The organism is Sodalis sp. RH21 (assembly GCF_047324175.1).
In the GTDB taxonomy this organism is placed as follows: Bacteria; Pseudomonadota; Gammaproteobacteria; order Enterobacterales; family Enterobacteriaceae; genus Acerihabitans.
In genome coordinates, this window is the sequence record NZ_CP178732.1 from 4,850,131 (window position 1) to 4,863,446 (window position 13,316).

The 13,316-nt window shown below is 58.0% G+C and carries 11 protein-coding genes and 3 tRNA genes; 1 reads left to right on the forward strand and 13 read right to left on the reverse strand.

Translation table 11 applies throughout. The features are described from left to right. Positions 1-53 precede the first annotated feature (53 nt). From ACL2XP_RS22415 to nnr, 10 genes are all read right to left on the reverse strand, one after another. Positions 54-254: a DUF2065 family protein gene (locus tag ACL2XP_RS22415; RefSeq protein ID WP_323480340.1), complete on the reverse strand. Its 201-nt coding sequence runs from the start codon at positions 252-254 to the stop codon at positions 54-56. A 61-nt stretch (positions 255-315) separates the two neighbouring features. Then, a complete protein-coding gene (gene hflC, locus ACL2XP_RS22420) occupies positions 316-1,329 on the reverse strand; it encodes a protease modulator HflC (protein WP_413735452.1) in 1,014 nt (337 codons plus the stop codon). A gap of 2 nt (positions 1,330-1,331) precedes the next feature. Further along, a complete protein-coding gene (gene hflK, locus ACL2XP_RS22425) occupies positions 1,332-2,600 on the reverse strand; it encodes an FtsH protease activity modulator HflK (protein ID WP_413735453.1) in 1,269 nt (422 codons plus the stop codon). A 57-nt stretch (positions 2,601-2,657) separates the two neighbouring features. Next, positions 2,658-3,938 (reverse strand): ribosome rescue GTPase HflX, encoded by a 1,281-nt coding sequence (hflX, locus tag ACL2XP_RS22430; protein WP_413735455.1) that lies wholly within the window; start codon positions 3,936-3,938, stop codon positions 2,658-2,660. A 96-nt stretch (positions 3,939-4,034) separates the two neighbouring features. After that, the gene (gene hfq, locus ACL2XP_RS22435; protein ID WP_413735456.1) at positions 4,035-4,346 is read right to left on the reverse strand and encodes an RNA chaperone Hfq; all 312 of its coding nucleotides are present in this window, start codon (positions 4,344-4,346) and stop codon (positions 4,035-4,037) included. Positions 4,347-4,459: 113 nt separating this feature from the next. Continuing rightward, positions 4,460-5,404 carry a tRNA (adenosine(37)-N6)-dimethylallyltransferase MiaA gene (gene miaA, locus ACL2XP_RS22440; protein WP_413735457.1) on the reverse strand — a complete coding sequence of 315 codons (945 nt, stop codon included), beginning with the start codon at positions 5,402-5,404 and terminating at the stop codon, positions 4,460-4,462. Beyond that, the gene (gene mutL / locus ACL2XP_RS22445) at positions 5,397-7,313 is read right to left on the reverse strand and encodes a DNA mismatch repair endonuclease MutL (protein WP_413735458.1); all 1,917 of its coding nucleotides are present in this window, start codon (positions 7,311-7,313) and stop codon (positions 5,397-5,399) included. The genes miaA and mutL overlap by 8 nt, the downstream gene beginning before the upstream one ends. Before the next feature lie 20 nt (positions 7,314-7,333). Continuing rightward, positions 7,334-9,019, reverse strand: coding sequence for an N-acetylmuramoyl-L-alanine amidase AmiB (amiB, locus tag ACL2XP_RS22450; RefSeq protein WP_413735459.1), 1,686 nt, complete (start codon positions 9,017-9,019; stop codon positions 7,334-7,336). Continuing rightward, positions 9,016-9,495 (reverse strand): tRNA (adenosine(37)-N6)-threonylcarbamoyltransferase complex ATPase subunit type 1 TsaE, encoded by a 480-nt coding sequence (gene tsaE, locus ACL2XP_RS22455; RefSeq protein ID WP_413735460.1) that lies wholly within the window; start codon positions 9,493-9,495, stop codon positions 9,016-9,018. Before tsaE ends, amiB begins: the two co-directional genes overlap by 4 nt. A gap of 9 nt (positions 9,496-9,504) precedes the next feature. Beyond that, positions 9,505-11,019 carry a bifunctional ADP-dependent NAD(P)H-hydrate dehydratase/NAD(P)H-hydrate epimerase gene (gene nnr, locus ACL2XP_RS22460; protein ID WP_413735461.1) on the reverse strand — a complete coding sequence of 505 codons (1,515 nt, stop codon included), beginning with the start codon at positions 11,017-11,019 and terminating at the stop codon, positions 9,505-9,507. On the opposite strand from nnr, the gene queG reads away from it, so the two are divergent. Beyond that, positions 11,018-12,157 carry a tRNA epoxyqueuosine(34) reductase QueG gene (gene queG, locus ACL2XP_RS22465; protein ID WP_413735463.1) on the forward strand — a complete coding sequence of 380 codons (1,140 nt, stop codon included), beginning with the start codon at positions 11,018-11,020 and terminating at the stop codon, positions 12,155-12,157. The two genes, nnr and queG, sit on opposite strands and share 2 nt — an antisense overlap. 302 nt (positions 12,158-12,459) lie before the next feature. Here queG and ACL2XP_RS22470 read toward each other — a convergent pair. The 3 genes from ACL2XP_RS22470 to ACL2XP_RS22480 form a co-directional block, all read right to left on the reverse strand. Continuing rightward, positions 12,460-12,534: transfer RNA gene (locus ACL2XP_RS22470), tRNA-Gly, on the reverse strand. Positions 12,535-12,870: 336 nt separating this feature from the next. Beyond that, positions 12,871-12,945 (reverse strand) — tRNA-Gly (locus tag ACL2XP_RS22475). A 67-nt stretch (positions 12,946-13,012) separates the two neighbouring features. Next, positions 13,013-13,087, reverse strand: a tRNA-Gly gene (locus tag ACL2XP_RS22480). Positions 13,088-13,316 lie beyond the last annotated feature (229 nt).

The window sequence follows — 13,316 nt, forward strand, 5'->3', positions numbered from 1 at the left end:
CGCTGCTTTCAGTAATTTTTAACCCCAGCCGCGACTGTTTTTTATCTGTGCGATCATCCTCCCATTCTGCTGCGCAACATATAGTAGATTACACCGCCGGCCACCACTAAACCGCCGCCGAAACGCCGCAATAACTTATCGGGCAGCAGCGCCATGGTGCCGATCATTTTGCGCCAGACGGTAGGAAATAGCATGGGACCCAGGCCTTCAAGCACCAAAACCAGCCCGAGGGCCATCCAGATAGTAGGATTCATCATGACCTCTGAAAAAAAAGGCCCGCGTAAACGGGCCTTTGGCGAACAGATGCAAAACTAATCAGGGACGCGCGGCCGGAATGGCTGCTGCCGGCGATTTCATAAAGCGGAAGAAATCGCTGTCCGGACTGAGAACCATGATGTCGTTGTTGCTGCTAAAGCTGTTTTCATAGGCGCGCAGGCTGCGGATAAAAGCGAAGAACGCCGGATCCTGGCTAAACGCGTCGGCGAACAGCCTGGCGGTTTCGGCATCGGCTTCACCGCGCACGATCAGAGACGTACGCTCCGCCTCGGCCAGCGTACGGGTGACCTCGTAGTCCGCCGTCGCGCGCAGTTTTTCCGCCTCTTCCTGGCCTTGTGAACGGTGACGACGCGCTACCGCTTCACGTTCGGCCCGCATCCGCTGGAAAATGGCATCGGAGACTTCGGCCGGCAGGCTGATTTGCTTGATGCGCACGTCCACCACTTCGATACCCAACGCCGCCATGCTGTTCGGGTTCACCGCCGGCTGTGCGCCTTTGGTTTCACGTTCTACCCGCGCAGCGGCCGACGCAATGGCATTATCCGCCGCGGTGATTTCCACATCGCCGTCGCCGGCGGTGCCGCTGTTAAGCGCTTCGCGCACGTCGGTCATCAGGCGGTTGCGCGAATCGGTGACGATTCCCCTGACGTCCAGGCGGCCCAGCTCGGAACGCAAACGGTCGCTGAATTTACGTTTCAGCAGCACTTCGGCCTGGGAGACATCGCCGCCGCCCGTGGCCAGATAGTACCGGCTGAAGTCGCTGATACGCCATTTGATATAAGAATCGACGATCAGATCTTTTTTCTCCATGGTCACAAAGCGGTCAGCCTGGTTTTCCATGGTTTGGATGCGCGCATCCAGCGATTTTACCGTCTCGATAAACGGAATCTTGAAGTGCAGGCCGGGCGAGAAAATTTCCGGTTTGTTTTCGCTGTCGCGCAATACTTTGCCAAAGCGCAGGACGATGCCGCGCTGGCCTTCCTGCACCACGAACAGTGACGCATACAGCACCACCAGCACCACGACAACTATAAGGATTAAAGGCTTACGCATGATTAGTCTCTCCCTACGCGAGTGGTACTGTCACGCTGGGCATTCGCTCGGCGCTGGTCCATGACGGAGCCGGAACTGCCGGCCTCGGATGAGCTTGATTCCGCCGTGGACGGGGGAACATTGGGCGCAGCGGGCAAGCGCAGCAGGGAATTGGCGCTGGTATCCTTGCGGGCGGTATCGGCCGCGGGCGGATTGCGCAACAATTGATCCAACGGCAAGACCATCAGGTTGTTGCCGCTCTTGTCGTTGACCAGGATTTTACGGGTATGGCTCAATAAACGCTCCATCGAGTCGATATAAAGACGTTCGCGGGTAATTTCCGGCGCGGCTTTATATTCCGGCAGCAGTTTGGCGAAACGCTGCACTTCACCCTGGGCTTCCAGCACGGTGCGGGTTCGGTAGGCGCGGCCTTCCTCCAGAATACGCTGCGCCTGGCCGTTGGCCCGCGGCTGGACTTCATTGGCATAGGCTTCGGCTTCGCGAATATATTGCTGCTCGTTTTCACGGGCGGCGATGGCATCGTCAAACGCGGCCTTTACTTCTTCCGGCGGCCGGGCGGCCTGGAAGTTCACGTCCAGCAGGGTGATGCCCATGTCGTAAGGCCGGATGGTTTCTTCCAGCACCCTTTGCGTATCGCTTCTGACCACGGTACGGCCTTCGGTGAGGATTTTATCCATGGTGTACTTGCCGATGACGCCGCGCAGCGCGCTGTCGGTGGCCTGACGCAGGCTGTCGTCCGCGTTGGTCACGCTAAACAGGTAGCGTTCGGGATCGGTGACCCGGTACTGTACGTTCATTTCGACCCGCACCACGTTTTCGTCGGCGGTCAGCATCACGCCGGCGGCCGCAAGTTCGCGCACCGACTCGACGTTGACGGGAATGACGTGATCGACAAAGGTGGGTTTCCAGTTCAGGCCCGGCTGCACCAGACGGTCGAACTTACCAAAGCGGGTCACCACGCCGCGTTCGGCTTCCTTGATGGTATAAAAACCGCTGCCGGCCCAAATGACCACTACCGCAACCGCGGCAAGGCCGACGTAACGGCCACTGCGGGTGGGGCCTTTGGCGCCGCCGGCAGTATCCGGGTTTTTATTGCCGCCGCCGAACCCGCCCAGCTTCTTGCCGAGTTTCCGGAAGATATCGTCCAAATCGGGAGGTCCTTGTTCACGTCCGCCTTTATTATTATTTCCGCCAGAGTTGCCGCTATTATTATTGCTGCTTCCCCACGGGTCGCGGTCATGTCCGTTATTACCGGGCTGATTCCACGCCATGTTTTAGCTCCATTTTACTTAATTAGTATTCTTCAGGCTTTAATTCCCAAAGGACGGTCAGACAAGATAGTCCGCCAACTCATTTTCTTGCTTGCAAAGACGGCGCCAGTCGATGATGGGCAACCTGACGATCAGTCCCACGCTGCCGTCGTCTTCTATCCATTCTTTTTCAATTGCCTGAAGCTGGTAAAACCGGCTGCGTAAACGTCCGGCCTGCGGGGGCAAGCGCAACTCATGCTGAGCAATCTCGCCCGACAGACGCTCGGTCAACGCCTGAAAAAGCAACGGAATTCCTTCACCGGTCTGGGCGGACAGCCATACCCGCACCGGTAAATTTTCCTCGTCGCGATCGATTCGCGCCACAAAATCATCCAGCACATCGATTTTATTCATGACTAATAAAACCGGAATTTCATCCGCTTCGATTTCCGCCAGTACCGTATCCACCGCGGCGATGTTTTCCTGGCTGCGGTTATCCGACGCATCAACGATATGCATCAATAGCGTCGCTTCGCGCGTCTCTTGCAGCGTCGCTTTAAAAGCGGCGACCAGGTCATGGGGCAAATGGCGGATAAATCCCACCGTATCGGCCAGCACCGTATCGCCGACGTCCGCGACCTCGATACGCCTGAGGGTAGGATCAAGCGTGGCGAAGAGCTGATCGGCGACATAGACCCCCGCCTCGGTCAGGCGGTTAAACAGCGTGGATTTGCCGGCGTTGGTGTAGCCCACCAGCGACACCGTGGGCACATCCGCGCGATTGCGGGCGCGGCGCCCCTGCTCGCGCTGTTTTTCCACCCGTTCCAGACGCGAAAGGATCAGGGTAATGCGATTGCGTAATAACCGGCGGTCGGTTTCGAGCTGGGTTTCACCCGGCCCGCGCAACCCTATGCCGCCTTTTTGCCGTTCAAGGTGGGTCCATCCCCGCACCAGCCGCGTAGCGAGATGGCGCAACTGGGCCAGCTCCACCTGTAACTTACCCTCATGGGTACGTGCGCGCTGCGCGAAGATATCCAAAATCAGCCCGGTTCGATCAAGGACGCGACATTGACACAGGCTCTCAAGGTTTCGCTCCTGAGCCGGAGACAATGCGTGATCAAATAGTACGACAGACGCACCACTGGTTTTAACCGCCTCCGCGATCTCTTCAGCTTTTCCCTCGCCGACATAAAATTTGGGATGAGGTGCCTTGCGGCTCCCGGTAATGACGTGCAAAGCGTCCACCCCGGCGGAAGATACCAGCGATTCAAACTCCTGCAGATCTTCCATGTCTTTGTCTTGCGAGAAAAAAATATGAACCAGTATGGCCTGCTCACCGGTATCGTAACGGTCAAACAAGCGTACAACCTCTCAAACGGATAAACCGCAGTTGTAACGGGGCTTTAGCGCCAGCAACACGCTAAAGCGCCGCGATATGGTCAAGTAGGATACGCCTTATTCGACGTCATCGCTTTCCTGGGGCTGCTGAGGCGCCGCAGGATTGGTTCCATGATGGTAATTGCTGCTGCTTGCACCACTGGCCGGATTGTTGTTGTGATGCGACACCGCGCGCGATGGTACTACAGTAGAAATGGCATGCTTATAAACCATCTGACTAACCGTGTTCTTCAACAAAATGACAAACTGGTCAAATGACTCAATCTGGCCCTGTAATTTGATACCATTCACCAAATAAATAGAAACCGGAACCCTTTCCCGACGCAATGCGTTCAAGAACGGATCTTGCAAAGATTGCCCCTTAGCCATTCTATCTTTTCCTTATGTGCTTGTAGTTTGTAACAAGAACCATGTGGTTCTAAAATTAACGATGTAAAAAAAAAATGCGTTCAGTACTTTTCAATTGTACACAATCACCCGGCCTATGCACTAACAACCTGTAATACCTTATCTAAGGCTGCGCGAGGCTCTTCACTATCAAGCCAATGCACCGATGGCCAACCCCGCAACCATGTCATCTGCCGCTTGGCCAACTGGCGGGTAGCGCAAATCCCGCGGAAAACCATTTCATCGTAATCGATTTCGCCGGACAAATAGGACCACATCTGGCGATATCCAACACAACGGATGGACGGGAGATCCTTGTGTAAATCCCCCCGCTGGAAAAGCGCCCTGGCTTCCTCTTCGAAACCGGCCGCCAGCATCTGGTGAAAACGGTGTTCGATACGCTGGTGCAGCAATTCGCGGCTGGGTGGCGCAATCGCAAACTGATGAACCCGGTAAGGTAAGACTTCGCCAGCCGTTTTTGTCAGTTCCGTAAGAGTTTTACCTGAAACGAAAAAAACTTCCAGTGCTCTGGACAGTCTCTGGGGATCATTAGGATGAATACGTGCCGCCGCTACCGGATCTATTATTTGCAATCGCCGGTGCATCGCCTCCCATCCAGAGATACCCGCTTCCTGCGCGATACGCTCACGTACTTCAGGATTTGCCGGGGGCAAGGGGGATAATCCCTCCAGCAACGCCTTGAAATAGAGCATCGTACCGCCTACCAGTAACGGCATACGCCCGGATGCGGTGATTTCTGCCATCGCCGCCAGCGCATCTCGGCTAAAATCCGCTGCCGAATAGGCTTGTGCCGGGTCCTTGATATCAATCAGCCGATGCGGCGCCAGCGCCAGTTCGTCCGGTGCCGGTTTGGCGGTGCCTATATCCATGCCACGATAAACCAGCGCCGAGTCGACGCTTACGATCTCCACCGGCAAATACCGGCGCAACGCCATGGCCAACGCGGTTTTACCGGAGGCGGTGGGCCCCATCACAAAAAGGGCCGGCGGACGATCGGGTCTTTGCTGGATTTCAGTCATGTTTCAGGGCCTCGATGGCGGCCTCAAGATCAAGCAGTACCAATAGCTCCCCGGGAGGATTTTTCACCCACTGCGGACAGAGCCGCTCTACCTCGGCGAGTAATTGTATTGCCTGGGAAAGGCTCCAGTCCCGCTGCTCCGTGTTTAACCGGCGGGCAATCCAGTCAGCGACGCTGGCAGAGGTAACATCTTCAATTCCCGACAGATAGCCTAACAGGTCGGGAATCAAGTTTTGTAAATTTTGTTGGCGTAATGGTAAAGGTACGCCATTTATCGTGGCCTGGTGTTGGCTCACTTGCAGTTGAATGCCCATTTCGCTCAATATTGCTTCATGCCGGCGGTAAGCCTGCGCCTCCGGCTCTTTTAATACCATCCGCAGCGGGATAAGCAGCGGCTGCGCCCGCAGGGCCTCGCCGTCCGGCGTCAGCTGCCGGCGTTTGAGGCAGCGCTCCGCCACCGGCAATGATATCAGCGCCAGCCGCTGGCGAAACTCCACCAGCGCATAACAGGGGGGATAAATGGTTAATACCCGGCCAAAGCTCTGCGCATCGTCGGACTGCCCCTGCACGGGCGCCGCCGGGCGGGCGGCGGCGACTCGTTGCGATGCGCCGGCCGGCGCGCCGGGTTGAACCAGGCGGCGATATAATTCGCCCTCCTTTTTTTGATAGCCGCTCCCCGGCGGATAAAGCGCCGCCGGCTCGCGCGCCTTGGCGCGCTGGATTTCGCCGCCTGCTGCGGACGCAACGCGCCCGCCGGCGGGAAACATCGGCGCGGGGGCCTGGGCCGGTAATGCCGCGGAAGGCGGGGGCGACACGGCGCCGGAGAAATAATTTTTCCCTGACGCCGCACGGTTTTCCGGCGACCAATGAACCGCAGGGGCCGGTTCATCGGCCAGCGGCAGCACCGGGTCGGCGCTTTGTTGCAGCACCGAGATAATCGCCTGATAAATAAAATCATGCACCAAACGCGCCTGGTGGAAACGCACTTCGTGTTTGGCCGGGTGCACATTCACGTCAACCTGGTGGGGGTCGACGTCAAGATACAGCACAAACGCCGGCTGCTGGCCCTGGGTCAATTGTTCCTGGTAAGCCTGGCGGATGGCGTGATTAATCAGCTTATCGCGCATCATGCGCTGGTTGACATAACAGTACTGCATTTCCGGCAGCTCTCCGCCGGCGCGGGGGTCCGCCACCCAGCCGCGAATGGTGAGATCGCCATGATTCCACGAGACCGCCAGCGCCCGCTGCACAAACGCCGGGCCGCATAAGCCGCCCAAACGCCGCAGATGCTGGGATTCCTCGCTGACCGCGCGGTACTGGCGCACGGGTTTACCGTTGTGCTGCAGGGTAAAAGTCACATCGAACCGGGCCAGCGCAATGCGCTTCACCACCTCGTCGATGTGCGCAAACTCGGTTTTTTCGGTGCGCATAAACTTACGCCGCGCCGGCGTATTATAAAACAGGTCCAGCACCTCCACCGTCGACCCCACAGGGTGCGCAGCCGGTTTTATGGTGACGGTCATATCCCGCCCTTCCGCATAAGCCTGCCAGGCTTCGCTTTGCGCTTCGGTGCGGGAGGTGAGGGTCAGACGCGAAACCGAACTGATACTGGCCAGCGCTTCGCCGCGAAAGCCGAGGCTTACGATCGCCTCCAGATCGTCAAGGGTCACGATCTTGCTGGTGGCGTGGCGGGCCAGCGCCAGGGCCAGTTCGTCTTTTCCGATGCCGCAGCCGTTATCGCGGATACGGATAAGCCTGGAGCCGGCCTTTTCAATATCGATATCGATGCGGGTGGCCCCGGCATCCAGGCTGTTTTCCACCAGTTCCTTGACCACGGACGCTGGCCGCTCGACGACCTCGCCGGCGGCGATTTGGTTGGCAAGCTGTGGCGGCAGGACCTGAATAGGCATGGCGGCGTATGTCCTCTGTATTATGCGGGTGGAATAATCAACGTTTGGCCCAACATCACGTTATCGGATTTAAGCTTATTAACCCGCTTTAGGGTATCACTTCGCACCCCGTATTGGGCGGCGATCCCGGTCAAAGAATCCCCCGCCTTTACTTTATGCTTGCGCACATGGCCAGCCTGCGATTGCTGCGGCACCGAACCCGCCGGGATTTTCAGCCGCTGGCCGACCCAGACGACGTCGCGTTTTAATTTATTCAGTTCGCGCAGCGCGGCCATGCTTACGCCGTAACGGGCGGCGATCCCGGACAGCGTTTCACCACGCGCGACCACATGGCGCGTCACCGGCCCCGAGGCAGGCACCACCCCGGCGGTAACCTGCGACACCGCCTGCGTCCCGCTGGCGCCGGCATCCACCGCCGAACTGACGCCCTGCGGCCGGTTTTCCATCGTCGGGCTATTTTGCTGCGGATGCGACGAAAAGTAGGCGCGCAAACCCAGGTAAATTGCCTTGGCGATTTTATCCTGGTAATCGCCGCTGCCCAACAGCCGCTCTTCGGTGGTATTACTGATAAAGCCGGTTTCCACCAGCAGCGACGGGATATCCGGCGAACGCAATACGCCCAGGCTTGCATGTTCTGGCCGGGCTTTATGCAACGAACCCACGGTGCGCAGTTGGCGCAGCACCCGCGTGGCGACGTCGTACCCCACCCGCTGCGAATGGCCAAACTGCAAATCCAGCACCGCCTGGCTGAGATACGGATCGGCGGCGCTATTGGCCAGCAGATCCCCGGCACCGCCCAGCAGCTCGGACTGCTTCTCATGCTGTTCCAGCCAGTTACCCATTTCACTATTGGCGCGCCGGTTGGACAATACCCAGACCGACGCGCCGGAGGCGCTGCGGTTAGGCGCGGCGTCGGCGTGGATGGAGACCAAGACGTTGGCGCCCTGTTTGCGCGCCACGTCGGAGCGGCCCATTACCGAAATAAAATAATCGCCGTCGCGGGTCAGCGCCGGACGGAACATCGGGTCCGCATCCAGCAGCGCTTTCAATTTGCGCGCGATGGAAATGGTGACATTTTTTTCTTTCAGGCCGTTCGGCCCGATGGCGCCGGGGTCCTGCCCCCCATGGCCGGCATCAATGGCCACCACCACGCGATCGTTTTGGGCCACCTGCCGGCGCGGGCCGCGCGCGACCGGAGCCGCCGCCGGGTTTCGGTCGGCGACCAGCGCGCCGCCGGACGGCGCCCCATCGCCCGCTGACGCTGCACCGGCGCGGGTCACGCGACGGTTGGGCGCAGGGACGACGCGTGCCGGCTCAGCCGGCGCGGTCAGGGTGAACACCACGGCGTAGCGCCCGTTATCCTGCGAGACGGCGGCCTGCACCCGGGATTTGCGCGTCAGTTCGAACACCAGGCGCACGCTCTGGGCATCGGTGGGCTGGCTGCTGCGAATGCGCCTGATAATATTCTGGCCGTTAAAATCCAGCGGCAGGCCCTGGGCGGCATTGCTCTGGCGGATATCCACCACCACCCGGTCCGGGTTGCGCAAGGAAAAAAAAGCGTATACCGGCTGTTGGCCAAAACCCAGCGTCACGGTCGACCGCTCCGCGCCGTTGGTCACATTGACATCGGTTAAATTTGCCGCGCCGACCTGCCCTACCAGACAACATACAACGATTGCCAAAACCATCCTGATCTTCAGCATCATGTATTGATTTCCCGCCGTGATGCCAGCTGCGCCAGAATGGCCGCGCCGCGATCGGATCGGGATTCGAACGTCGCCTGCCGGGCGGACGGCGTATAATCGAGCGTTAGAGCGATATCGGCATCAGGCAAAATGCCCTGCCCCTGCTGCGGCCACTCCACCAGGCACACCGCGTCCCGATCGAAATAATCGCGCACGCCCATGAATTCAAGCTCTTCGGCATCCACCAGGCGGTAAAGATCAAAATGATAGACCGTCCTTGGCGTCAATTCATAGGGTTCCACCAGGGTATAGGTCGGACTTTTCACATTGCCCTGGTAGCCGAGGGCGCGTAAAAAACCGCGGCAAAACGTCGTCTTGCCGGCGCCTAAATCACCATAAAGATAAATCACACAGGATTGTTGGCAGACGGCGGCCAGTGCCGCGCCCAAGGCTATGGTTGCCGTTTCGTCCGGCAAAGGTAATACGCTTTTTTCCATGTCTGATTTCTATGCGATTAATTCAGGATTAACAAATTGATATAACGCGGGCAGCAAATCCGTGGCCACCATGCCCCGCGTTCCTTTTTCCGCCGCCAGCCAATCGGCGGCAGCGCCGTGTATGACGCAGCCAGCGCAGGCCGCGTCGTACAGCGACAGTTTTTGCGCCAGCAAACCGCCGATAATGCCCGACAGCAGATCGCCCATGCCGCCCGACGCCATGCCCGCGTTCCCCACGTCGGCCACGGCCATATGACCGTCGGCGTCGGCGCACAGCGTGCCGGCGCCTTTGAGCACCACCACGCCGCCATAGCGTTTGATGATATTTTTAGCGGCGAGTAAGCGGTCACTTTCAATCACCCCGGTTTTACTGTTCAGTAAGCGGGCGGCTTCCCCCGGATGAGGAGTAATGATGCGATTGTGACGTTTCTGGGGATTGATTGCCAGCAGGTTCAGCGCATCGGCATCCCATAACATAGGTTTAGTGCAATTTTCTGCGATACGCAGCGCATTTTTTCCCCAATCCGTTTGACCCAGGCCCGGACCAATGACAACGACATCCGCCCATTCCAGCCCCTGGCGCAGGGAATCATCGGTTAAAGGTTCGACCATCAGTTCCGGCCTGGCGGTGAGCAATGAGGCGATATTCTCCCCGCGGGTAAGCACCCGCACCAAGCCCGCCCCGGTGCGCAGCGCCGCCTCGCCGGTCATGCGAATGGCGCCCGACAGGCCCAGATCGCCGCCGATAATCAGCAGCCGGCCGTTATCGCCTTTATGGGAACAGGGGTCGCGGGGCTGTAGCCAGCGGGTAAGCTGCGCGGCGGTGAATCTTTCCATTACCGGCGTTTGCTGTTGCAGCCACGGGCCGAGCCCCAAATCATCATAGTGCAACTGCCCGGTGACGCTGCGCGCCTTGCCGGTTACCAGTCCCGGTTTTAACGCAATAAAGGTCTGGGTATGCGCCGCGCGGATAGCGCTGCCGGCCACCGCTCCCGTTTCGGCATTCAGTCCCGAAGGGATATCCAGCGCCAGCACCGGCGCCGCATGGGCATTGGCCGCTTCAATCAGCGCGCTGAATGATTCCCTGGGCGCACCTTTCAGGCCGGTGCCCAGTAACCCGTCGACGATCACATCGACCTGCTGCGGCCATGGCGTATCGGCGTCCTGGATGGTACCGCCGGCGTCAAGCCAGGCCTGGCGCGCCGATTGCGCCTGTTCCGGCAGCGGGCTGCGCCCCGGGCATTCGATCAAGGTCACCGTTTTGCCCCCCGCCGCGGCCAGGCGCGCCACCACATAGGCATCGCCGCCATTATTGCCCTGGCCGGCCAGGATCACGTAATGGCGGGCAAAAGGGTAAAGCCAGCAAAGCGTGCGAAAGGCGCCGGCGCCGGCACGCTCCATAAGTTGGTACAGGGATACCCCCGCCAGCGCCGCGGCCTGGCCCTCCCAGCCCCGCAGCCACTCCGCGCCGTAGACGGAGTGTGGTAAACTTATCCGGTCTGTATTCTTGTTACGGTTCGCCATGTCATACCCTTTTGATTTGATAGAATTAGCCCGGCTCATTAAGCAATGGGGGCGGGAGCTGGGTTTTCAACAAGTCGGCATCTGCGATACCGATCTTTCCGCGCATGAACCCGCCCTGCAAGCCTGGCTGGACAAACAGTATCATGGCGATATGGACTGGATGTCCCGTCACGGGATGCTGCGCGCCCGTCCGCAGGAGTTATTACCCGGTACGCTTAGGGTCATAAGCGCCAGGATGAATTATTTGCCCGCCAACGCCGCTTTCGCCAGCACGCTGAAAAATCCCCGTCTGGGTTATGTTAGTCGTTATGCGCTGGGACGCGACTATCACAAGGTATTACGTCGCCGTCTTAAGCTGTTGGGCAACAAAATCCAGGATTGGTGCCACGAAGCGCATTTTCGGCCGTTCGTCGATTCCGCCCCGATTATGGAACGCCAACTGGCGGCGAAGGCCGGGATCGGCTGGGTAGGTAAACACTCACTTATTTTAAATCGCGAAGCGGGTTCCTGGTTTTTCCTGGGCGAATTGCTGATCAATTTGCCGCTGCCGGTAGACCAGCCGCAGCCGGAGGAGTGCGGGCGCTGCGTCGCCTGTATGACCACCTGCCCCACCGGGGCCATAGTGGCGCCTTATACGGTGGATGCGCGCCGTTGTATCTCTTATCTTACCATCGAGCTGGAGGGCGAAATTCCCGAGGCGCTGCGGCCGCTGATTGGCAACCGTATCTACGGGTGCGATGACTGCCAGCTGATTTGCCCGTGGAATCGTTTTTCCCAATTAACCGGCGAACAGGATTTCAGCCCGCGGGCCGCGCTGCATGCGCCGGAATTGATTACGCTGTTCGGCTGGAGCGAAGCGCGGTTTTTGCAAATGACCGAAGGATCGGCCATACGGCGTATCGGCCATTTGCGCTGGCTGCGCAATGTGGCGGTGGCCCTGGGCAACGCGCCTTATGAAGATAATATCGTGCTTAGCCTGCGATCGCGCCTGGGGGAAAACCCGCTGCTGGACGTGCATGTCGCCTGGGCGCTTGCGCAGCAAGAGCAGCGGCGTAAGTCATTGGCGATAAGCGTCCAGTCCCCGCAGCACAAGCGGCTGGTAAGATCGATTGAGAAAGGATTGTTACGTGATGCGTAGCGGGGCCCAACCAAATATAGCATAACGATTTGAAACTTCCGCGCTGTGGATAAAAATAAAAAACCTTTGGCAATCAACTGTCACAAAAAAGACAAGAGGCAGCCACGACGTTTTTTAATAAATTTTTATTGCGTAATATCAATTGGTTATAAACATGACTTGATTTAAACAATGATTAGAGAAAAATATCATTACCGGGGCAAACTGTGGATAACTCTGTTTAAAACATTTCTGGCGGGCGCGCAGGGCAGGCAGGCCGCCACACGGAGAATGTATAATTTATTAACTCAATTGATTTGCATTGGAGCGGGAAACGAGGCTCGAACTCGCGACCCCAACCTTGGCAAGGTTGTGCTCTACCACTGAGCTATTCCCGCTTTAAAGATGGTTGACTTCCGTACTGCCACTACCGGCGCCGATGGCGCCAACACGCGAATCCACAGTGGGAATGGGTGAGGATTTTGCGTCCAACCCTTTGATTAAAAATGGCTTTTTACCAACCCAACTCCGGAATGGACACTATTATGGACTGGTTCGCTTGCATGGGCAAGCGCTAAGCCAACTTTTTTGTCCCGCCGCGCAGTACGCGGGACATTTTCACTCATCGCCTTGGATAAGGGTAAAATCGATGCGCCAAGCTACAAATAAAAAAGGGCCAAAAGGCCCTTTTTCAATGGGTCACGGCCAGGAAACAAAGAGCCATGACGCCTAATTGGAGCGGGAAACGAGGCTCGAACTCGCGACCCCAACCTTGGCAAGGTTGTGCTCTACCACTGAGCTATTCCCGCTTTTTAGTATCTTGTCGCTTATGCCTGCCGAATCGTATTTCGGCCCGGCCTTGCCGTGCGGAACGTTTGGAGCGGGAAACGAGGCTCGAACTCGCGACCCCAACCTTGGCAAGGTTGTGCTCTACCACTGAGCTATTCCCGCGCTGTTTGTTCCGTATTGCTTTGTTGCACCGATTCTGGATCTTTACCCGCTTATACCAAGTAAGAAAGACCACGTAAGCAAGACCAAGAATCCTGTGCATATTCCGCGATGCATACCACATAATTTTGCATCGGTACGGGGAGCGCATTATACGAGAAAACATTTCCGCTGCAAGCCCCCGGCGGGCAAAAACTTCCGCTTTTCGCTCAACTGCCGATAAAAACACCAA